Genomic DNA, 22,116 nt, shown 5'->3' with positions numbered 1-22,116 from the left:
GTAATTTTTCACGGATAAGGGGAGATCATGTTGGGTTATACAATCGCATTTCTGGGGCCAAAAGCAACGTTTACAGACCTCGCAGCAGCAAAGCTGTTTCCCGGGGGTGCAAGAATCCCTCTTCTGACCATACCGGAGTGCCTGGATGCCGTTTGGGAGGAAGAAGCTGACATTGCTCTGATCCCGATAGAAAATACATTGGAAGGATCCGTCAACATCACACTTGACTATCTCGTTCATGAGGTAAATCTACCGATACGGGGTGAGGTTACAGCCCCGATCAGCCAGCATTTCATGGTCCATCCCGGAAATAAGGATGACGCGGGAAGTGTTGATGCCATTTATTCACACTCCCACGCGATTGCCCAATGCCACAGATTCCTGCATAAAGAACTAAAAGGAATTCCCTGTGAAACGATGACTTCCACTGCTGCAGCGGCCAAGTATGTAGCGGAGCATCCCCAGCTTAAGATAGCAGCAATCGCAAATGAACTGGCGGCCAGGGAATATGGCCTCGAAATCATTCAGAGGGATATCCATGATTTTGCCCATAATCATACCCGGTTCATTGCTGTGGCAAAAAAAGAAATCAGCTTTCAGGGGCAGCTTGCTGCGATGAAGGGAACGAAAACGACCCTGATGGTGACCCTCCCTGCAGACCAGCCAGGGGCGCTTCACCAGGTTCTTTCCGCATTTTCCTGGAGGCGTCTCAATTTATCAAAGATTGAATCCCGTCCCATGAAGACCGGCCTTGGCAATTATTTTTTCATCATTGATATCAATATGGAGATGGACGAAGTCCTCATACCGGGTGCTATGGCGGAGCTTGAGGCACTGGGCTGCAGTGTGAAGACATTGGGCAGTTATCCGAGCTTTTTGATTACCGGTACCACCGAGGCGGCCGCAAGGGGGTAATGCCTCTGTGACTTATTGGTTAATAATAAAGGAGATGAGCCGGCTCATCTCCTTTTATTATTCAACCAGGTATCCTGCTTTCCTAAGGGCAGCTTCTGCCTTATCGAGTATATCAGCATTTGCGGCAGTGATGGTATGCAAATGGATGCCGCCGGTCATTTCCGAGAGGTAGACAGCGCGCGTTTCCTGGACTTTATGCAGGAATCCGTCGACTTCATTGCGGTTGGATACCATGATGGAGGCTGTAAGGTCGCCATATACTGGATGTTCAATTTTAACATCCTTGACGGTGGCGCCGAGATCCACGAGCATGTAAAGTTCATCTTTTGCTTCTTCCGGTTCATGCTGGCAGGCTATAATCCGCTCTGAAACCTGAGGGGAAGCAGGGGAGCTGAAGTACAGATAGCCCTGGCTGGTGGCGATTATCGGCTCGTTCCGCGCCTTCAGGAGGGTGATATCCCCTACAATGATCTGCCGGCTGACATTCGCCAGCCTTGCCAATTCGGAGCCGGTTATGGGATTCGGGCTTTCTTTCAATAACTGAAGCAGCCTGGTCCGCCTGTTTTCCCCAAGCAGCTTTTTCTCTTCTTTCATCTTCGGCCCTCCTTGGTTTTGTTTATGTATAATTCATTCTATCACAGCTGCCCCGATATGATAATCTCCTGCTGCAGCCCGCTTGCCGTATCAATGAGGGCTTCCGAGAGCGCCCTGATATCCGGGCTGAGGGTGTCCCGTCCAAAAGATATCCGGATGAGCTCCCTTGCCCCGCTGTCCGTCCGGCCGATGGCCTTCATGGTTTTAGACGGTTTCTGGCTGCCGATCTGGCAGGCGCTTCCAGTCGAGATGGCAAAGCCCCTTCTGTTTAATTCCAGCATCATATACTGCCCCTGTATACCGGGAAATGCCAGCCCGACAATGTAAGGAGCCTGACTGGCAGACTGGTATACCTCGAAATCTATCTCTCCCTGGTCCAATTCAGAAATAAACTGTTCCCGCAGGCTTTTGAAGGTTTCGAGCTGCTGATCCCGCGCAGCCATGGCTTTTTTTGCTGCCGTAATGAATGACGCAATCGCAGGAACATTGACCGTTCCCTGCCTGTAGCCGAATTCGTGCGCCCCCTGTGTCAGGGGGGCAGGAAGGGTGCGGGGGAATATTAATGCCCCGATTCCTTTAGGTCCGTAGATTTTATGGGCGGAAATAGACAGGCTGTCAGCGGCTGTGACAGCATCCGTCAGATCGAGTTTCCCAAAGCTCTGCACAGCATCCACATGCAGGGGAGCGGAATGATTCCCCATCAGCCGCCGAAGCTCGGCCAGCGGCTGGATGCAGCCGATTTCAGGATTTACATGCTGTATGGTTACGAGGGCAATATCATCCCTCTTCAGCAATTCAGAAAAATGTGCCGTATTCACCCTGCCATCACCATCATGCCTTGCATTCAGAACCTTGTATCCTTTGTCTTCCAATGAGGTGAGTGTGCCGGCAATCGAGGAATGCTCCGTTCCGCTCGAAATGATCACCCGCTTTGAATCTGGCTGTCCCTTAAGGAGTGTGTGTATGGCGAGGGAGTTGCTTTCAGAGCCGCCGCTTGTAAAGATGACTCTATCAAAAGAAGTGCCGACAAGATCTGCAAGCTCCGTACGGCAGGCATTGAGCAGGTTTTGGGCACGCGTTCCTTCATCATGCAGGCTTGATGCGTTTCCAAAAAAAGTTTTTGATGCCTCAAAATAAACCTCAAGGGCTTCCGCATCAATAGGGGTTGTAGCAGCATAATCAAAATATCTCATATTCTTCACCACGTCCATCGTCGTATTTCAATCTGTAAAAAAATCTCTTGTAAATAGTTTAATAATATGTAAACATATGTGTCAAGACACCTGTTATAACAGGAGGACATCATATGGAACAAATTGACATTATCATAATAGGAAGCGGTATCGCTGCAATGAGTACCGCTATTGAAGCTGCCGAACATAAAAATGTGATAATAATCACAAAGTCCAGGGCGGCTGAAAGCAATTCCACTCTTGCCCAAGGAGGAATTGCTGCAGTCACGGCACCGGGCGATACAGTGGAAAAGCATGCAATGGATACGATTGCTGCGGGCTGTGGATATAATAACCTCCCGCAGGTCTATGACTTGGTGGAAAGAGGACCGGCAGCCATACAAAGGCTGATCGAGTCCGGCCTTCAATTTGACAGAAATGAGAATGGGCAGCTTTCCCTTGGACTTGAAGGGGCGCATTCAGAAAGAAGGATCCTTCATTGCTGCGGGGATTCTACAGGCAGGAAGATCATGGAGCATATGCTCACACGGGCAGGAGCTGAGCCCCGTATTACCATTATTGAAAATGAAACAGCTGTGGAGCTGCTGGTCAACAGGGCTGGGGAATGCTTCGGCATAGTCTGCAGGACAGAAGACGGGTCTGTTAAGCCTTATTATGCCCAGCACGTGGTAATGGCTACAGGGGGGATGGGCGCTTTATTCCAGTTTACTTCCAATGCTCCGTCTGCCACCGGTACCGGACTTGCCATGGCCTTAAAAGCAGGAGCAGAGCTTGTTGATATGGAGTTCATCCAATTTCATCCCACTCTTTTATATGTTGACGGGAAAGCTCGGGGGCTGATCTCAGAAGCTGTCCGCGGGGAAGGAGCAGTACTGGTAACTGCAGCAGGGACACCGATCATGGAGGGGATCCATCCGCTTAAAGACCTTGCCCCGAGGCATATAGTGGCACAGACTATTTTCAGCCATTTGGAAGCGGGTTCAGCTGTTTATCTGGATATATCAGGTATACCCGATTTCGAGAAAAAGTTTCCCGGAGCAGCGGCGATATGCCGGACCGCAGGTGCTGAGCCTTTGGGCGGTAAACTTCCCGTTGCGCCTGGCGCACATTTTCTTATGGGGGGTATCAAAACCGGACCCGCCGGAATGACATCAGTGCCCTTTTTATATGCCGTGGGTGAAGCCGCATGTACAGGGGTCCATGGAGCGAACCGCCTAGCCAGCAACTCGCTGCTTGAGGGACTTGTCTCAGGAACCAGGCTTGGCAGCCATTTAGCGGAGGCAGAGTCAAGAGAATATGATACAGCTCATGTCCCGCGAAGAAGGGTTAATAAAGCTTTGAAGCTGCCGGAACTGCGGGTGCTCAGGGAAATGATGATGAAGCATTGCGGAATTGCAAGAGACCAATCGGGACTCAGGCTGCTATGCAGCTGGCTTGAGAGCTTTGATTTATATGAAGTGCTGCATGGGGACCTTTCATTACTGGGGCTGGAAGATAGTCTGGTTGCCATGAACCTGGTTACAGCCTGGACGGCATCCAGGGCAGCCCTGTCCCGGACAGAAAGCCGGGGAAGCCATTACCGGACAGATTTCCCTGAGGAAAACACAGAATGGGCTAAGGCTGCTCTCACATGGGACACCGGGCGGCTGCAGGTATTTTTAGAAGGGAGAGAGTATGTTGAACAAAATTAAATTAAAGCAGATGCTGGAACAATTTTTTATAGAGGATATCGGAGAGCGAGATATCACAAGCGACCTGTTGTTCGATTCAGATTCCAGCGGCGAAGTCTCGTTTATTGCAAAAGCGGAGGGGATTTTTGCCGGGAGATCAGTCATTGAGGAAGGATTCCGGCTGATGGATCAGGGGGCGGACATCAGCGTCTTTGTCAGGGACGGAGATCACATCGGGGCGGGTGAGGTACTGGCATCCGTTTATGGGAATATGGGGGCACTCCTAAAGGGGGAAAGGGTCATTCTTAATCTGGTGCAGCGGATGAGCGGCATAGCCACGAATGCCAGGAGGGCTTCCGATAGGATGAAGGGATCCGGCATCAAGGTCTGTGACACAAGGAAAACGACACCCGGCCTGCGGATGATTGAAAAATACGCAGTTACATGCGGAGGTGCCTATAATCACCGGATGGGATTATCAGATAGTGTCATGATCAAGGATAATCACATCTCATTTGCAGGGTCGATTACAGCCGCCGTGCAGAAAATCAAGGCAAAGATCGGGCATACTGTCAAAATTGAAGTGGAGACAGAATCCTATGAAGAAGTTGCCGAAGCTGTGGCAGCAGGAGCCGATATCATCATGCTCGACAATATGACTCCACAATTAATGAAGGAATGTGCTGCCTTAATCCCACAGGGTATCATCATTGAGGCATCCGGGGGAATCACTCTTGATAATCTGGCAGATTACAGGGATACCGGAGTGGATGTGATATCGCTTGGGTATCTGACACATTCCGTACAGGCGCTGGATATCAGTGCAAAGGCAGCAGTGAATAAAGTAAGGGAGAGCTATCAATGAACATACTTGAAGCAGTTCAAATCCGGCATGCCATGATTCCTGAGAGGTACCTTTCAATGCCAACAGAGGAAATGGAGCAGCGGGTTCTTGAAATAAAGGAGAAATTGGGCAAAGCCCTCTTTATTCCCGGGCATCATTATCAGAAGGATGAAGTAATAAAATTTGCGGATGCCACAGGAGATTCCCTCCAGCTCGCCCAGATTTCCGCTGCAAATAAAGATGCCAGGCACATTGTATTCTGCGGTGTGCATTTTATGGCAGAAACAGCCGATATCCTGACGGATGACAGCCAGACAGTGGTCCTTCCTGACATGCGTGCCGGCTGTTCCATGGCTGATATGGCCAATCTTAGCCAGACTGAAAAAGCTTGGACTGAGCTCCAGGCAGTTTACGGGGACACCATCATCCCTCTTACATATGTGAATTCCACGGCTGATATCAAGGCTTTTGTAGGCAGGCATGGAGGGGCAACGGTGACTTCCTCCAACGCACATAAAATGGTGAAATGGGCATTTACCCAGAAAAAGAGAATTCTCTTTCTGCCCGATCAGCATCTCGGGAGAAACACAGCCTATGACCTTGGCATCCCTTTAGAGAAAATGGGAGTGTGGGATCCAATTGCAGGCAGACTGATCATGGATGAAAATGGTGATCCGGGGGAAGCGGGGGTCATATTATGGAAAGGTCATTGCTCGGTCCATGAAAATTTCACCGTCCATAACATCGAACAAATCCGCAAAGAAAAACCGGGGATGAATATTATCGTCCATCCTGAATGCAGGAGGGAAGTCACAGCGCTCTCTGATTATAGCGGATCGACTTCCTATATCATCCAAAAGCTTGATATGGCTGCACCCGGTACACATTGGGCAGTCGGAACAGAAATGAATCTCGTGAACCGGCTGAAACAGATGCATCCGGATAAAGAAGTCATCTCGCTTAACCCGCAAATGTGCCCATGCCTGACCATGAACCGGATTGACCTGCCGCATCTGGTCTGGTCACTGGAATGCATAGAAAAAGGAAATCCGCAGAATGAAATAAAAGTTGATCAGGAAACCTCTGAGTTAGCCATTCATGCTTTAAACAGGATGCTTGAAAATGTATAGAACTTTCGTGAAACCCTGCCTGTTTTTTCCCGGGCAGGGTTTTTTGGATGGATTTTTAAAAATGAATGCCGTTTACTAATGGATTCTGCCTGGATATAAAATGATTAAACAAAGTTGATTGCAGTGGAAAATTAACATTCTATCCTACAGTCACAATGTATGCGAACACAGCCTTATGAATGGAGGAAAAAAGCCTGGAGAATTCCTGCAGACTTCTTCCCATTATGTATTTATTTCCCTTCAGTCTTCTAAAACAAGCGGCAGAGGCATAAGTTTTCATGAAAATAATGTTAGCACTTTGCCCAGTTCCTCATAGGATATAAGGACATTTGCATAGGAGGGAAGACATCTTGAAAATTCATATTGCAAAAAAAGGGGATACGCTCTGGAATCTCTCAAAGAAATATGGAGTGAATTTCGAAGAGTTAAAAAAGCTGAATTCTCAATTGAGCAATCCAGATATGATCATGCCTGGTATGAAGATAAAAATCCCCGGGACAGCCAAACAGCTGAAAACCGAAGCAGCGCCGGGAGCAAAAATCAACTACAATGCAAAAGAGTCGCCGAAGGGAGGAGCGCTTCCATTCGCCAAAGAACAGCCCAAGCCGGTTAAGGAGGCGCCGATCCAGCCTGCCCCGGCCATGCAAGCAGCCCCAAAGCCTGAAGTATTTCCGGCTGCTCCACCAGTCATTAGCCAGGCTGCACAGCCAGAAGTGAATGTAACCGATATTAATAATTATTATATGGTCAATATGGCTGAAATGTCTGTGCAGCCGCCTAAGCCTGCACCTAAACCGCCTAAAGCGCCAAATGTTATGCCTCCCAAGAAAAAAGAGATGAAAGTGGAATCGCCTGAGTCGGCGGAATCTCCAGAATCTCCGCCGGAAATGCCAGTAATGGCAGCACAGCAGGAGTGTATACCCATCACGCCTGTTATGCCGGGAACGGGCTTCTGTGATGGTCCGGCAGCACCCATAGGGGGGATGTTCCCCCAGATGCCTATCTATCAGCAGCCCTTTCAGCCGCAGGTGCAGGGAACATACATGCAGCAGCCAGTCCTGCCGGGGATGCAGGGAACATATATGCAGCAGCCACACATGATGAAGGAAGAAAGCTCCAGCGTCATGGAGTCATCGTCTTATATGGCCGGTACCGGCCACCAGCATCATCCGGGCGGATACAGCCATGATTATCAAATGTACGGAGGAGGGCATCATTATATGCCGTATGGAGGGAAGACTGGGCCGATGAATCCTCATGGACACCACCATGAGTCATCCAGCTCATCATTTGAATCAAGCAGTATGCCAAAGCATTCCATGTATTATGGCAATCTTATGCATGGCGGACAGCAGTATGCCCCGCAGCAGGTGATGGGCGAGTATGTCCAGCCGACTGCCCAGGCAGGCGGGGATTGCGGGTGCGGTAGCCCTGCTCCGGCAGCTTATTCACAGCCTTTGACTAATCCAGGACAACAAATGGGAGGAATGGAATCTATGGATCCACAAGGAATGATGGGCCAGTCAGGATACGGGGGAAGCCCTTACGGGGGCCAGATGAGCCAGCCGGGATACGGAGGAGGAAGCCCATACGGGGGCCAGATGAGCCAGCCGGGATACGGGGGAAGCCCTTACGGAGGCCAGCCGGGCCAGCCGGGATACGGGGGAAGTCCATACGGAGGCCAGCCGGGCCAGCCGGGATACGGGGGAAGCCCATACGGAGGCCAGACGGGCCAGCCAGGATACGGGGGAAGTCCATACGGAGGCCAGCCGGGCCAGCCAGGATACGGGGGAAGTCCATACGGAGGCCAGCCGGGCCAGCCGGGATACGGGGGAAGCCCGTACGGAGGCCAGCCGGGCCAGCCGGGATACGGAGGAAGCCCGTACGGAGGGCAGATGGGCCAGCCGGGATACGGGGGAAGTCCGTACGGAGGCCAGCCGGGCCAGCCGGGATACGGGGGAAGTCCATACGGAGGGCAGATGGGCCAGCCGGGATACGGGGGAAGCCCGTACGGAGGGCAGATGGGCGAGTCTGCTGACGGAAGCCCCTATGGAGGCCAGATGGGCCAGCCGGGATACGGAGGAAGTCCGTATGGAGGCCAGATGGGCCAGCCGGGAACCGGAGGAAGTCCATATGGAGGGCAGATGGGCCAGCCGGGATACGGGGGAAGTCCGTACGGAGGGCAGATGGGCCAGCCGGGAATGAGGAATCCATTTGAAGCCGGTCCGGCACCATTTGCTCCCTACCCTTTCTATGGTCCGCCCGGCTTCGCAGATGAAAGTGAGGATTATGGGCGTTAAGAAAAAGGGAGACAGCGCCTTTCGCGCTCGTCTCCTTGCTTATTTAAAGCAAAATGGGATCGAACCCAAAAAAATAGAAAAAATCAGAAATAATGTTTTCAAAGTCCATACCCGAAAGAAAACCTTTTTTATAAAGGGTTTTTCAAACCAGAGAAAATATCAGATTCAGCGCACTTTCACTGACCTCGTGAAGGAACATGGATTCCATAAAACGTATTCGTTCCTTTCTCCCTTTACTCCGCTTGAATACAAGGGATTCCATTTTGCGCTGTTAGAGTATTTAAAACCGCATAAGGATGAGTTCCGTTTTCATTCTAGGACTGACCGTGAAGAAGGGCTGGCCCTGCTGGGGGAGCTGCATAAAGCGAGTGGGAAAGTATTGGGGGACAAGAGGTTTTCCTTTTCAATCCAGAGGTATAACCAGACTGCCAAATGGACTGAGCGCCTGGAGGAATTTAAGAAAATAACCCATATTGTAGCGGAATATGTGCCCTCTTCCATCATCAAAAGAGTCATTGCCTGGGCGGAATGGTCGCTTGCGGGACTGAAGGAGAACGAAACGCGGCTTTACGACCAGCCTGAGGTGATCACTCATGGTGACGTTGCCTACCACAATTTCCTCAGGGTAGAGTCTGGTGAATTGTACCTGATAGACTGGGATCTTATCTCCAAATCCCCGGCCATTACAGATTACCTGCAATATGCAAACCGGATTCTTCCGGCTATTTCCTATTCATTAGAGGAGTTATGGTCCTATCATGCGTTTAAGAAGCTCCAGGAAAATCCTGCATTTTTATATGGGCTGTGCTACCCCACGGATATTCTGCGGGAATGGAACAGATTGGCAAGGGATGACAAAATTTTAAGCCGGCACCATATCCACTCAGTATGGAAATTGACGGTGGAAGACTTTGAGCGGCGGTCCAGCTTTCAGCGCCGCCTCGCACGGCAGATCAAATATTTGGAAAGTAAAGTCTCTCCTTAAAATGTCAGGTGGATATCCCCTTTTTAAACAAATACTATCAATGAGCAGCTGATGCTCAGTGAATAAAAGCAAAAGGGGGACTTCACCTGAAAAAGCTTGGAACTGGATTGATGCTCCTGCTCCTGATGGTGTCCGCTGGCTGCAGCCAGGATGACCGGGCTGAATATGGTGTAAATGGAAGCCATCCTGTATATGAGGATGGGACGGATATGGTTTCTAATAATGCGTATGGTGTGATTCCGCGCATATTTAATATACAGTCATCTCATAGGGATAAACCAAATCAGGATAAATATTATAAAGACCGGAATGCAGCGGTATATCAGGGAGACGGACATGCCAGCCGGGATAAAAATTATCATGATCACCTGGGGCGGGCAAAACCGGGAGGAGCCATGAGCGTGCGTCCTTCCTATTATAATGCCTATGAAGGAAGGCTCACTCAGAAGCTTGAGCGGAAAGCCATCCAGAATCATAATGTCAGCACAGCAAGGGCAGCTGTATATAAAGACCGCGTAATTATTGCCGTTGTTTTATTCAAGGATGAAAATAAAGCATTGACCCAGAAAGAGCTGCAGGAAGCGCTCCAAAGCACAGCAGGCGGCCATGAATTGACTGTGGTGACCGACCGGGGGACGTACAGCCGGATAGAAACACTTGATAATGATCTGAAGGATGGAGGACCGAGAGGCCTTGTAAATTCCGATCTAAAGGACCTCTTCAGGAATGTCAGGGGAAATAGAGAATATGGAGAATAATGAATCAGCCCTATAAGAGCCGGCCAGCTTCTGCTGCCGTACAGAAGGTGAAATCAGACCTTTTGTACCTCAGGAAGCGGCCGGTCCTTTCCTGTACACTGTTTTATTGCGATGAATAGACTTGATAATAGAAGAGAGCAGTAATCTTTGCCGTAATCTGATTTTGCCCTGGCTCAATCGGTACAGTTTTTGCAGTAAAAGCAGCCGTGCTGATGCCCATCACCTGATCCCCGCCTCCGCTTGTATGTTCAATGATTTCAACAGGCTGTGGAATGATCCTGGCATGGACGGATTCTGCGAGTGCAGCGGCCTTCTTCTGTGCGTCCTGGACAGCAAAAGACAGCGCCTTCAGATAAAACTTCGCTGAGTTCGATACTTCGAAAGCTATACCAGCAATATAATTAGCCCCGCTCTTAACGACTTCATCTATCACTTTTCCGGCTGACAGAGTGCCGGGTACAATTATGTCCAGGATATGAGTCACTTTATAGCCCTTCATCGTCTGCTTTCCTTCTGTAAAATCGTATAAGATTTCCAGGCGGTAATCCTTTGTCTTTATATCCCTTCTTTCTATACCAAGCTGCAGAAGGGCAGAAATGACTGCAGCGGCAGCTTCGGAATTCTCCGCCTGCACGGCTGCGGCATTTTTCCCTTCCGTTATTACTCCTGCCTGCAGAGATGTACGGTCTGGCAGGACATTGACTGTGCCAATTCCATTTACTCTGATAACGGGTGTCCGCACGTGTTTTATCATATCGATCTCCCCTTTGTTTTCTCCTACTATATGACAGGGGGAAGGCAGGAATGACCACCGGGGCTTCGTATAGGACCGATTGGATATTAAGGGTGATACTGGGCAGAATAAATCCTAAGTCGATGCTGAAAAGGTGGTTGCTATGAAAAAATATCTGTTCTCTTTATTATGTCTGCTGGGCGGTTTTTGCCATGGGGCCTCCTCCTCATTCGCGTACGGGGAAGAAGTGCAGGAGAATATTGCTGCAGGGGCCTCAGGTTATAGCTTGAAGGATCCTCAAATGAGGGAAGTCATTCTGCAGAGAGTTTATGTAGACGGTGATGTGAGTGAAGAAAAGTTCAAGGAGCGAATTTGGTCCATGGAGGATTTTTTCGCACAATATACAGGCTGGGAACTCGTCAGCCAAAATAAAAAACAGATTATATTGAAAAAGCCGGTCAATGATATATCTCCTCTGCTAAAAACCAACGGCTATTTTGGGCTCAGTGATGGCGGCGCCCTCTCCATCTTCAATGGCCGGCCAAGGGAGTACCGTATTATCCAATCCTTTTTTCAGCTTGACATGAGAAAACTGGAAGGAGCCCGGCAAAAGCAGCTTACGGATGGCATCAAGATCTCTGACAGACATCAATATAATAAAGTGATAGAAACCTTTAAATCCTATTCAAAGTGAAAAGGCTGCCCGGCAGGCAGCCTTTTGCCGCTGTATAAATAAGAACAAATGTTCACATCCTTGCTGTGTTTTTTATAAACTTATCACGGATTGTATGGTAAAATGGTGTACAGCAAAACAGAGGAGCGAACACATTTGTACGATTTTATCAAAGGAACAGTGGAATATATTGGGCCTGAATACATGGTCATTGAGAATAACGGGATCGGGTATCAAATCATGGCGCCTAATCCTTTTGTTTTTTCAAAAAAAGGAAACACGGAGGTCAAAGTCTTTATTTATCATCACGTCAGAGAGGATATCGCGGCCTTCTACGGATTTGAAACCCGCGAAGAAAAAGCGCTGTTCACAAAACTCCTGAACGTAACAGGAATCGGGCCAAAGGGGGCGCTCGCTATCCTTGCCTCTGGACAGGTCGGACAGGTAGTGCAGGCCATTGAAAATGAGGATGAGAAGTTCCTGGTGAAATTCCCGGGAGTAGGGAAGAAGACGGCAAGGCAGATAGTACTCGACCTGAAAGGAAAGCTCGAGCATGTAGTTCCTGAATACTTCCCCAATTTATTCAACGACAATGCCGAGCGTTACATTGGAGGCAGTCTTCCGGATGATCTGGAGGAGGCTGTCCTTGCCCTTAAGGCCTTGGGATATTCTGACAAGGAAACCGCCAGGGCGGCAAAAGAACTGGCTCAGGAAAACCTGACTACTGAAGAGTACATAAAGCGTGCCCTGCAGACTCTTTTAAGATAGAAGGTGCATGATATGGATGACAGAATAGTAAACCAGGAAGCAGACTCTGCCGAATTATCATATGAGTTAAGTCTGCGTCCGCAGAATTTAAGGCAGTACATCGGGCAGGACAAGGTGAAATCCAATCTTGAGGTCTTCATAGAAGCTGCGAGAATGCGGTCTGAGACGCTTGATCATGTCCTGCTGTACGGTCCGCCGGGTCTTGGTAAAACAACCCTTGCGGCCATTATCGCAAATGAAATGGGTGTGAATCTCCGGACGGCTGCCGGTCCTGCTATCGAGAGGCCGGGAGATCTTGCGGCCATTCTCAGCGCCCTGCAGCCGGGTGATGTGCTCTTTATAGACGAGATACACCGGCTGCCTAGAGCTGTTGAGGAAGTGCTGTATCCGGCGATGGAGGATTTCTGCCTGGACATAGTCATCGGGAAGGGCCCGGCAGCGCGGTCGGTAAGGCTTGATCTGCCTCCCTTCACACTGGTGGGGGCGACAACCAGGGCCGGTTCTTTATCCGCCCCGCTCAGGGACCGCTTCGGGGTCCTGAGCAGGCTTGAATATTACACAGTGGAACAGCTGAAGCAAATTGTCGTACGGACGGCTGACATCCTAGAGACTGAAATCGATGGGGAAGCGGCAGATGAAATAGCAAGGAGATCAAGGGGGACCCCGAGGATAGCCAACCGCCTCTTAAGGAGGGTCCGTGACTTCGCACAGGTAAGGGGGAATGGGCTTGTCACGTTGTCAATGGCCGGCCAGGCCCTGGAATTGATGCAGGTGGACCGTTTAGGACTGGATCATATTGACCATAAATTACTTAAAGGGATCATCGAGCGCTTCAGGGGCGGTCCAGTGGGGCTGGATACCATTTCGGCCACCATCGGGGAGGAATCCCATACCATCGAGGATGTATACGAACCTTACCTGCTGCAGATCGGGTTTATCCAGAGAACACCTCGCGGAAGGATTGCCACTCCGCTAGTGTACGAGCATTTCAATATTGAGATGCCGACCGCATAGGGTGTGGTGTGTTTTTTTATTTGTATAATGAGAGCATGAATATGGTATGCTGAATCTTGCCGGCGGGCAGCCGGCCTATAGAAGCTGCAAAGAACGGAAGTGTAAAAAATGAAGGTAGATTTATTTGATTTTCATTTGCCTGAAGAGCTGATTGCCCAGACTCCACTAGAACAGAGAGCGGAAAGCAGGCTCATGGTTCTTGATAAAGAAACGGGTGAAATCAGCCATGAAGTATTTAAAAATATTAAAGATTATCTGCGGCCTGGCGACTGTCTGGTCCTTAATGATACAAAAGTGCTCCCGGCAAGGCTTCTTGGCGTCAAAGCGGATACAGGCGCCAAGATAGAGGTGCTTCTGTTGAAACAGCAGGAAGGCGATAAATGGGAAGCGCTGGTCAAACCGGCCAAACGGATTAAAGAAGGAACAGAAATCGTCTTTGGGGGAGGCAGGCTCAAAGCAGTGTGCGAAGCACTTGGCGACCATGGGGGAAGAATCCTTGACTTCAGCTATGAAGGTATCTTTTATGAGGTGCTGGAAGAGCTCGGCCAGATGCCCCTGCCGCCTTATATTAAAGAACAGCTGGAGGATCAGGACCGTTATCAGACCGTGTACGCCCGGGAACGCGGCTCTGCCGCCGCACCGACCGCGGGCCTTCATTTCACTGAACAGCTCCTTGAGGAAATCAAGGAGATGGGGGTCCATATTTCGTTTATCACCCTGCATGTCGGACTTGGGACCTTCAGGCCGGTCAGTGCCGAGGATGTGGATGAGCATGAAATGCATTCCGAGTATTATGTAATGACAGAGGGTACCGCAAGGCTCTTGAATCAGGTGAAGGAAGAGGGGGGGCGCATCATCACAGTGGGCACCACTTCGACAAGGACCCTGGAATCCATAGCAGCAAAAAGCGGCGGGGAATTCAGAGAAGATTCAGGATGGACGAATATATTTATCTATCCAGGATATGAGTTCAAGGCAATTGACGGAATGATTACAAACTTCCATCTGCCGAAATCCACACTCATTATGCTTGTGAGTGCGCTGGCGGGAAGAGAACATATTTTAAAAGCTTATAATGCGGCTGTAGAGGAACGCTACCGTTTCTTCAGCTTTGGGGATGCCATGTTTATCAAATAAGCAAGGCACATTGGAAGGAGATACAAGAGTGAACCCTATTAGATACGAACATATTAAAACATGCAAACAGACGGGGGCAAGGCTCGGGATCGTACATACTCCGCACGGCTCCTTTGAGACGCCTGTGTTTATGCCGGTGGGAACAATGGCGACGGTCAAAACCATGTCGCCTGAAGAACTCACAGCCATGGGAGCGGGGATCATCCTCAGCAATACCTACCACCTGTGGCTGAGGCCCGGCAATGACCTTATAAGGGAAGCGGGCGGCCTGCATAAATTTATGAATTGGGATAAGGCCATCCTCACAGATTCAGGCGGTTTCCAGGTATTCAGTTTGAGTGAATTCCGGAAGATTGAAGAAGAGGGAGTCCACTTCCGCAACCACTTGAACGGGGACAAGCTGTTCCTCTCGCCTGAAAAAGCGATGCAGATTCAAAATGATCTCGGTTCTGATATCATGATGGCCTTTGATGAATGTCCGCCATTTCCGGCTACCCATGAATATATGAAGAAGTCTGTTGAACGGACCTCCCGCTGGGCGGAACGCTGCCTGAGCGCTCACGGCCGGCCGGACGACCAGGGTCTGTTTGGAATCGTCCAGGGCGGAGAATATGAAGATTTGCGCAGACAGAGTGCGATGGATCTCACTTCGCTCGATTTCCCAGGCTATGCTGTCGGCGGTCTTTCAGTGGGTGAGCCAAAGGATGTCATGAACAGGGTGCTTGAATTCACCACTCCGCTTCTGCCGGCGGACAAGCCCCGGTATCTGATGGGTGTCGGTTCTCCGGATTCTCTGATTGATGGTGCTATAAGAGGAATTGATATGTTTGACTGTGTACTGCCGACCCGGATAGCAAGGAACGGCACACTGATGACAAGCGGCGGCAGGGTGGTCATAAAGAACGCCAAGTATGCCAGAGATTTCGGTCCGCTTGACGAAAATTGCAGCTGCCACGTCTGCCAGAATTATTCAAGAGCCTACATCCGCCACTTAATCCGCTGTGAAGAAACATTGGGAATTCGTTTAACGACTTACCATAACCTTCACTTTCTGGTAAACTTAATGGAGCAAGTCAGACAGGCTATCAGGGAAGACCGCCTTGGCGACTTCAGAGAAGAATTCTTTGAGCGCTACGGCTTCAATAAACCGGATGCCAAGAATTTTTAATCAAAGGAGGTTGGAAATATGGGTTCATTAGGTTCATTACTGCCATTGCTGTTAATGTTTGTATTGTTTTATTTCCTGCTGATCCGTCCGCAGCAAAAGCGTCAAAAAGCTGTTCAGACCATGCAGGGAGGTCTTGCAAAGGGAGACAAGATTGTCACCATCGGCGGGCTTCATGGAATTGTGGATTCTCTTGATGAAAACAAGATGGTCGTCCGCTGCGGCGACGGAAGCAGGCTTACATATGACCGTGCGGCTGTCCGGGAAGTAACGGAAAAAGCACAGGAAGCAAGTGTTTCACTGGAAAAATAAAAGAACAGCGGCTGTCCCTCCGGGGCTGCCGCTGTTTTTTTGCACTTTTCTAAAGATTATTATTTTAATTAGTGCTGTGAGGAGATTTAATTGATTAAACAAGTTGATTGCATCGTAAGGTGCGAGACTCCCGCAGCTCCAATGGAGTGCCTGCAGCGGAAATCAATTTTCTTGTTCAGCAGTCGCAATGTATGCGAAAACAGTCGTTTTTATTTAGTCGAACTTGTACTAATATTGACCCCGAGGATTGCACCCATCATGGAGGTGACTATAAAGCAGGTATGGTAAATCAGCTGTTTCAGTGAAAAGAGTGAATCATGCCCCAGGTATTGAAACAGCAAAATGATAATGCTGTAGAGCAGGCCCGTCCCCCCGCCAATGAGCCAGCCCTGCCTTTTTCCCTTGCCGCCGGTAATGAAGCCTCCAATGAACATGGATATAAAGGAAACAATCATAACCGGATATGTTAAGGAGGCTTCAGTCAATGATGTGAACCTTAATAATATGGAAAAGATCAAACTGGCCAATGCTGCCATTGTGAAAATTGAACCGACACCGAAAAGTACTGCGCTCCCTATTTTCCTAGACTCCACCTGTCCCACTCCCTCAAATAAATATAAAAGTCATGCTGCTGCATTTTATGTCTGTTTGACTTACAGCAGCGGCCTGCATCCCCTGTTTCCCTACATGCATATTCATATGAATCGGCAATTAGAAGTCCAAGCTTTTAAAATCATAGCCGTCTGTAAAATAAGGCAAGCAGCATGTTTCCGAATAACGGAATTCTTTTTGTTTCCTCCCGGCTCATCAGTCTGCACAGGAACATCAATATGATGAATAAGAGGGCCATCACCCCGACAGCAAGCAGGAGGCGGATTGCTGCAGCTGTATCATTCAGCAGGTGGTAATAAATCCAGTGTCCGGCTGCACAGACAGGGACAAGGATGAGAAAGGTGAAAAAGTAAGGCCTTATATGGATGCTCATATTGATTTTTTTCATGATGGTCGCATAGTGGAGCATCGTCACGAGCACGGTGCCGACTGCTATCCCGGCTGCGGCACCCATGATTCCGAAGGCTTCCTGGGAGGCAAAGATGAAGATAACGGCTGTCTTTAAGATGGCGCCGATCAAACTGTTGTACATCGCGGCCCTGGCCATGTTTAATGCCTGCAGGGCTGCCTGCAGCGGGGCCTGGTAATAGGAAAAGATAAAGAACGGTGCCAGGAACTTAATAAATACCGCCGCATGCGATGTTCCGTACAGAGCCTCCATCAGCGGATCGGCCAGGATGTACAGGATGGCGGCGGAAAGGGCGCCGGTCAAGAAGGAAAACCGGAGTGATTGCTGCAGCCGGTGCTCGACAAGCCTCGAGTTCCCCGAATAATTAGCTTCACTCAGGGCCGGAATCAAGGAAGTGGATAGAGAATAGGTCACAAAGGAAGGCAGCATCAAAAGCGGCAGGGCGTATCCTGTCAATTCCCCGTACTGTCTCGTGGCCAGGGAGGACGCAACACCTGCCATAGCCAGACTCTGTGCCACCACTATAGGTTCTGCAAACCATGACAGCGACCCAATCAGCCGTCCCCCCGTTGTGGGGAGTGCTACTTCCATCAATTCCTGGAATGTGCTTTTTCCTGACTTAACCGCCTGAAAGAAGTTACGCCGGAAGCGGAAATGTTTCTTGAGCTTGAACATGGCAAGAAGATACACGAGCGATACCAATTCTCCAATCACATTCGCACTCATGGCCGCCGCTGCGGCATATTCCACTCCATACGGGAGGAACTTAACAGTAAGGAATGCGACAAGCGATATCCTGACAACCTGTTCGAGCACCTGGGAGTAGGCGGCCGGCTTCATGTTCTGCCTGCCCTGGAAGTATCCCCTGAGTACCGAAGACACAGCGACGATCGGAATAATAGGCACCATAGCAAGCAGGGGATAGATGATGCGTGAATCGGTAAACAGGTATTTGGACAGGACGGGTGCGCAGACTGCGAGAATAGGGGTGAAAAGGATACTCAGCCCGAGGGTGGTGCTCAGTGAAACGACAAGAATCTTTTTTACCTTTTTTTCATTATTGCTTGCCGATGCTTCGGCGACGCATTTTGAAATGGCAACAGGGAGGCCGAGCTGTATGATAGAGATGACCAGGATGAGGGTCGGGAAGGCCATCATGAACAGCCCCACGCCTTCTTCCCCTATGGATCTGGCGACGACAATTCTATTAATAAATCCAAGAATTCTTGTAATCAAGCCAGCTGCCAGAAGAATCATGGTTCCTTTCAAAAACTTTGACAACGACAATCCCTGCCTTCTCAAAAATAGTGAATTCATATACAATTAACTATATGCAGCAGGGTGGACAAAGCATGACAGGCCATTTTAAAAACTCTCGTATCAGGGGGACGTAACCAGCTGTCCCGCTATAAATAACAGAAAGAATGGAGCGTTTCATATGAGTGCAGAGCATCCATATCAGCATTATAGAGAGAAGGTCAGACCGGCACTGGACAGTAAGCTGGACGAATTTTCCCTGCTTGGTTATGGGGAAGTGGGGGAGGCCGAATTGTGGCTCTACCTGACCAAAAAGAAATGGAAGAAGCCGAAGGAAGACATCCGCCTTTTTGAGGTTGTAGAGGACATTCTTTCCCTTACAGTAAGTGAATTTATGAATTTTACAACGATTGAAGCCTTTAAGCAGCCCTCTATTTTCAGTGCAGAGGGAAAAAAAGAGCTGAAAGACCTGTTATTTTAGTCATGTTTTAAAATTAGCAAATTGACACTGAATTTAAATTGAATCATAATGTTCTTTGTGATGGTTTTTACTGCCAGCAAAAGGTAAATATGCGAGACAACGCCTGGCAGGCGCCAGGCTTTCTTTAGATAGTTTTATCTTCATAGGGTCAGGAGGGGTGCAGGGCATACATATGGTCTAAAACAGCTTTAAAGTGATTGAATACAGAGGAGGCAAACACAGAAAATGGTAAAAAGAGCCAGGATAGCTGCCTTTTTTATCTTGTTGCTGGCCATGCTTGCAACGATAGGTACTACATCCAACAGTATATTGAATAAAATTAACCTCGGCCTGGACCTGCAGGGCGGATTTGAAGTCCTGTACGAAGTTAAGCCTGAAAAAGGACAGAAGGTCACAGAAGCCACATTGAAAAGTACGGCAAGCGCGCTTGAAAAGCGTGTCAACGTCCTTGGAGTGAGTGAGCCGAACATTCAGATAGAAGGAAAGGACCGCATCCGGGTGCAGCTCGCGGGGGTGAAGGACCAGGACAAGGCACGTGAAATCCTTTCCACCCAGGCAAAGCTTACCTTCCGGGATTACAATGATAAGGTGCTGCTGAGCGGGGCGGACCTGAAGGCAAATGGAGCCAAACAAACCTTTTATGAAAACTCCCCGGCAGTAGAAGTTACACTGAAGGACGCCGGGAAATTCAAGGATATCACACAAAATCTTTCCCAATTGCCTCAGGGTGCGAATGTTCTTGCCATCTGGCTTGACTTTGAGAAAGGAAAAGATTCATACCAGAAGGCTGATACACATGACAATATGATATCAGCTCCAGGAGTTTCTAAAATCATTGATTCGAAAACTGTCTATATTACGGGCAGCTTCAAGGTGGAGGAAGCGACAGAGCTTGCCAACCTCCTCAACGCCGGGGCGCTCCCGGTGGAGCTGGATGAAAAATATTCAACATCCGTTGGGGCAAAATTCGGGGAGGAAGCACTGCATAAGACCATTGAAGCAGGAATCATCGGCATCGCCGCCATTTTCCTGTTCATGCTTGTCTATTACCGGTTTCCGGGCTTTATCGCCATTATTACCCTTGCCGCATATATTTATCTAACACTTCTCATATTCCAGCTTATGCAGGGTGTTCTGACCCTGCCTGGCCTCGCGGCACTTGTGCTGGGTGTCGGGATAGCCGTTGACACGAATATTATTACGTATGAACGGATCAAAGATGAAATTAAGCTCGGGCGTACCATTAAATCAGCGTTCGCAGCGGGTAATAAGAACTCCTTCATTACGATCCTGGATGCGAACTTAACCACGCTCCTGGCAGCGGGAGTGCTGTTTGTTTACGGTACAAGCTCTGTAAAAGGGTTTGCAACCATGCTTATCATCGCCATTCTGCTGAGTTTCTTTACAAATGTGTTCCTGTCCAGGATCCTGATGAACCTTTGGATTCAGAGCAATTTCCTTAATAAGAAGTTCAGCTGGTTCGGCGTCCGTAAACAGGACATCCATGATCTCAAGGATTCCACGGATCCGTTCAGCATGCCGACCCGCTTTGACCGGATTGATTTTGTCAAGCATCGGAAGAAGTTTTATGCCTTCTCCATCATTCTGACGGTTCTGGGCATTATCTTCCTATTGGTGTTCAAGCTGAATCTTGCCATCGACTTCACGAGCGGGACGAGGGTGGAGCTCAAATCGGACAAAGCCCTTACAGCGAGCGAAGTCAAGGATGAATTTGAATCCCTCGGTTTTGAAGCTGATGATATCGTCTTATCCGGGCAAGGAAATAAGACGGCTGTCGTCAGGCTGAAAGGGGTCATGGATAAACAGGAGATTTCCAAGGTCAAAAAAGGCATTGAGGATAAATACGGCAGCGATCCGACGGTGAGCACTGTATCGCCGACTATTGGACGCGAGCTTGCGAAGAATGCTTTCTACGCTCTCCTGATCGCCTCACTTGGAATTATCATCTATGTAACACTGAGATATGAATGGAAAATGGCTTTCCCGGCAGTGCTTGCGCTGCTGCACGACGCCTTCTTCATTGTGACAGTATTCAGTCTGATCCGGATGGAAGTGGATATTACCTTCATTGCGGCAGTCCTGACAATCGTAGGTTATTCAATCAATGATACGATTGTAACCTTTGACCGGATCCGTGAAAATATGAAGAGGAAACGTAAGATTAAAACCCCGCAGGAACTTCAGGACATTGTGAATTTGAGCCTGCGGCAGACATTCGGACGCTCCGTCAATACGGTGCTCATGGTCATAATACCGGTCATCGCCCTGTTGCTGCTCGGAAGTGAGACACTCTTCAATTTCTCATTCGCCCTTTTAATGGGATTGATCTGCGGTGTATACTCCTCCCTCTTCATTGCAGCACAATTGTGGCTTGACTTGAAAACAAAAGAGCTTAAACAAAAAGGCTCCCTGCAGACTTTTGTAGAAAAGAAGAAGACGAGCTCGGAACCACAGGTGTAAAACGATAAAGAACCCGCATATGGCTGCTGCCTGTGCGGGTCTTTTTTCTGTGGAATAGGGGCGGAGCTGACAAAAATCTCCCTGCAGCTTGTTGTTCTTTTATATTGCTGGCATTCCTGTCTGCGCCTTACTTCCGCTCCACCGCCTTATAGTGTTTGTTCCTGCTCATGGCCCGGTTCTTTTCTAAGCGTGGCTGCAATGAGAAAACTCATGTTGGTTTATGCTCCAAAAGCCTTCTTGTGGTCCAGGTTTTTAACTGTGAAAACAGGGGAAATGAGAAAGGTACCCATTCTATGGAGGTGGACCTATGAAAACACAGTGGACTTTTATAATAGCACTGGCATTTGCACTGGTTGTGGCCGTATTTGCTGTGGTGAATGTTGACAGCGTGACGGTGAATTATGTGTTTGGCACTTCCCGTATACCTCTTATTCTGGTGATTCTCAGTTCTGCTTTTATGGGAGGGATCATTGCCGGGTCGCTTGGCCTGATCAGGGTGTTTTCCCAAAGGCGGGAAATCCGCAGGCTGAAGCAGGAACGGGACGAAAAGGAAGTGCAGCTCGAATTGGCCGAGAGGCAGACGTCCGCCCCGGATAGTGTGGAAGAACAGGAACAAGCCTTGTACAGCGGTGGGAACGCTGCTGACAGGAGGTAAATATTCTGCATTGAAACCCCTTGGTCTCTT

Annotated in this window: 21 protein-coding genes; 16 read left to right on the top strand and 5 right to left on the bottom strand. The window is 49.1% G+C overall.

Annotated elements, in window-relative coordinates:
* Window positions 1-27: 27 nt before the first annotated feature.
* Window positions 28-915, top strand: a complete 888-nt coding sequence (gene pheA, locus V1501_RS15500) for a prephenate dehydratase (protein WP_409289504.1) — start codon at window positions 28-30, stop codon at window positions 913-915.
* Window positions 916-972: 57 nt separating this feature from the next.
* Here the strand turns inward: pheA and V1501_RS15495 are convergent, their stop codons facing one another.
* Both V1501_RS15495 and V1501_RS15490 read right to left on the bottom strand, forming a co-directional pair.
* Window positions 973-1,509, bottom strand: a complete 537-nt coding sequence (locus V1501_RS15495; RefSeq protein ID WP_409289502.1) for a transcription repressor NadR — start codon at window positions 1,507-1,509, stop codon at window positions 973-975.
* A 41-nt stretch (window positions 1,510-1,550) separates the two neighbouring features.
* Window positions 1,551-2,702, bottom strand: a complete 1,152-nt coding sequence (locus V1501_RS15490; protein WP_409289500.1) for an IscS subfamily cysteine desulfurase — start codon at window positions 2,700-2,702, stop codon at window positions 1,551-1,553.
* A gap of 113 nt (window positions 2,703-2,815) precedes the next feature.
* Between V1501_RS15490 and nadB the strand changes: the two genes are divergently transcribed.
* The 6 genes from nadB to V1501_RS15460 all read left to right on the top strand — a co-directional run bounded on the left by nadB (window position 2,816) and on the right by V1501_RS15460 (window position 10,389).
* The gene (gene nadB / locus V1501_RS15485; RefSeq protein WP_409289498.1) at window positions 2,816-4,393 is read left to right on the top strand and encodes an L-aspartate oxidase; all 1,578 of its coding nucleotides are present in this window, start codon (window positions 2,816-2,818) and stop codon (window positions 4,391-4,393) included.
* Complete coding sequence (nadC, locus tag V1501_RS15480) at window positions 4,380-5,237, top strand: carboxylating nicotinate-nucleotide diphosphorylase (RefSeq protein WP_409293399.1); 858 nt, start codon at window positions 4,380-4,382, stop codon at window positions 5,235-5,237. The genes nadB and nadC overlap by 14 nt, the downstream gene beginning before the upstream one ends.
* Window positions 5,234-6,346 carry a quinolinate synthase NadA gene (gene nadA / locus V1501_RS15475; protein ID WP_409289496.1) on the top strand — a complete coding sequence of 371 codons (1,113 nt, stop codon included), beginning with the start codon at window positions 5,234-5,236 and terminating at the stop codon, window positions 6,344-6,346. Before nadC ends, nadA begins: the two co-directional genes overlap by 4 nt.
* A gap of 350 nt (window positions 6,347-6,696) precedes the next feature.
* The gene (gene safA, locus V1501_RS15470; RefSeq protein WP_409289494.1) at window positions 6,697-8,646 is read left to right on the top strand and encodes a SafA/ExsA family spore coat assembly protein; all 1,950 of its coding nucleotides are present in this window, start codon (window positions 6,697-6,699) and stop codon (window positions 8,644-8,646) included.
* A complete protein-coding gene (locus V1501_RS15465; protein ID WP_409289492.1) occupies window positions 8,636-9,631 on the top strand; it encodes a phosphotransferase in 996 nt (331 codons plus the stop codon). Before safA ends, V1501_RS15465 begins: the two co-directional genes overlap by 11 nt.
* A gap of 110 nt (window positions 9,632-9,741) precedes the next feature.
* Window positions 9,742-10,389: a YhcN/YlaJ family sporulation lipoprotein gene (locus V1501_RS15460; RefSeq protein WP_409289490.1), complete on the top strand. Its 648-nt coding sequence runs from the start codon at window positions 9,742-9,744 to the stop codon at window positions 10,387-10,389.
* A gap of 103 nt (window positions 10,390-10,492) precedes the next feature.
* Here V1501_RS15460 and V1501_RS15455 read toward each other — a convergent pair whose 3' ends face one another.
* Window positions 10,493-11,143, bottom strand: coding sequence for an SIMPL domain-containing protein (locus tag V1501_RS15455; protein ID WP_409289488.1), 651 nt, complete (start codon window positions 11,141-11,143; stop codon window positions 10,493-10,495).
* A gap of 142 nt (window positions 11,144-11,285) precedes the next feature.
* Here V1501_RS15455 and V1501_RS15450 point away from each other — a divergent pair, with 142 nt between their 5' ends.
* From V1501_RS15450 to yajC, 6 genes are all read left to right on the top strand, one after another.
* Window positions 11,286-11,816, top strand: a complete 531-nt coding sequence (locus V1501_RS15450; RefSeq protein WP_409289486.1) for a BofC C-terminal domain-containing protein — start codon at window positions 11,286-11,288, stop codon at window positions 11,814-11,816.
* Between the two features lie 135 nt (window positions 11,817-11,951).
* Window positions 11,952-12,563: a Holliday junction branch migration protein RuvA gene (gene ruvA / locus V1501_RS15445; protein ID WP_409289485.1), complete on the top strand. Its 612-nt coding sequence runs from the start codon at window positions 11,952-11,954 to the stop codon at window positions 12,561-12,563.
* A 12-nt stretch (window positions 12,564-12,575) separates the two neighbouring features.
* Window positions 12,576-13,577 (top strand): Holliday junction branch migration DNA helicase RuvB, encoded by a 1,002-nt coding sequence (gene ruvB / locus V1501_RS15440; RefSeq protein WP_409289483.1) that lies wholly within the window; start codon window positions 12,576-12,578, stop codon window positions 13,575-13,577.
* 108 nt (window positions 13,578-13,685) lie between these two features.
* Window positions 13,686-14,714 (top strand): tRNA preQ1(34) S-adenosylmethionine ribosyltransferase-isomerase QueA, encoded by a 1,029-nt coding sequence (queA, locus tag V1501_RS15435; protein WP_409289481.1) that lies wholly within the window; start codon window positions 13,686-13,688, stop codon window positions 14,712-14,714.
* A 28-nt stretch (window positions 14,715-14,742) separates the two neighbouring features.
* The gene (gene tgt / locus V1501_RS15430; protein WP_409289479.1) at window positions 14,743-15,882 is read left to right on the top strand and encodes a tRNA guanosine(34) transglycosylase Tgt; all 1,140 of its coding nucleotides are present in this window, start codon (window positions 14,743-14,745) and stop codon (window positions 15,880-15,882) included.
* A gap of 18 nt (window positions 15,883-15,900) precedes the next feature.
* The gene (gene yajC / locus V1501_RS15425; RefSeq protein WP_409289477.1) at window positions 15,901-16,191 is read left to right on the top strand and encodes a preprotein translocase subunit YajC; all 291 of its coding nucleotides are present in this window, start codon (window positions 15,901-15,903) and stop codon (window positions 16,189-16,191) included.
* A 209-nt stretch (window positions 16,192-16,400) separates the two neighbouring features.
* Here the strand turns inward: yajC and V1501_RS15420 are convergent, their stop codons facing one another.
* Window positions 16,401-16,784: a TIGR04086 family membrane protein gene (locus V1501_RS15420; RefSeq protein WP_409289475.1), complete on the bottom strand. Its 384-nt coding sequence runs from the start codon at window positions 16,782-16,784 to the stop codon at window positions 16,401-16,403.
* Window positions 16,785-16,924: 140 nt separating this feature from the next.
* Window positions 16,925-18,493, bottom strand: coding sequence for a stage V sporulation protein B (spoVB, locus tag V1501_RS15415; protein ID WP_409289473.1), 1,569 nt, complete (start codon window positions 18,491-18,493; stop codon window positions 16,925-16,927).
* A 157-nt stretch (window positions 18,494-18,650) separates the two neighbouring features.
* Between spoVB and V1501_RS15410 the strand changes: the two genes are divergently transcribed.
* From V1501_RS15410 to V1501_RS15400, 3 genes are all read left to right on the top strand, one after another.
* Complete coding sequence (locus tag V1501_RS15410; protein WP_409289471.1) at window positions 18,651-18,950, top strand: post-transcriptional regulator; 300 nt, start codon at window positions 18,651-18,653, stop codon at window positions 18,948-18,950.
* Window positions 18,951-19,175: 225 nt separating this feature from the next.
* A complete protein-coding gene (gene secDF, locus V1501_RS15405; RefSeq protein ID WP_409289469.1) occupies window positions 19,176-21,431 on the top strand; it encodes a protein translocase subunit SecDF in 2,256 nt (751 codons plus the stop codon).
* Between the two features lie 307 nt (window positions 21,432-21,738).
* On the top strand, window positions 21,739-22,086 hold the full coding sequence (locus V1501_RS15400; protein WP_409289467.1) for a lipopolysaccharide assembly LapA domain-containing protein: 348 nt from the start codon (window positions 21,739-21,741) through the stop codon (window positions 22,084-22,086).
* Window positions 22,087-22,116 lie beyond the last annotated feature (30 nt).

The organism is Paraperibacillus esterisolvens, assembly GCF_046237625.1.
Classification (GTDB): Bacteria; Bacillota; Bacilli; order Bacillales; family DSM-1321; genus Paraperibacillus; species Paraperibacillus esterisolvens.
The sequence above is the reverse complement of the archived record's forward strand: the minus strand, read 5'-3'. Positions and strand labels throughout refer to the sequence as shown.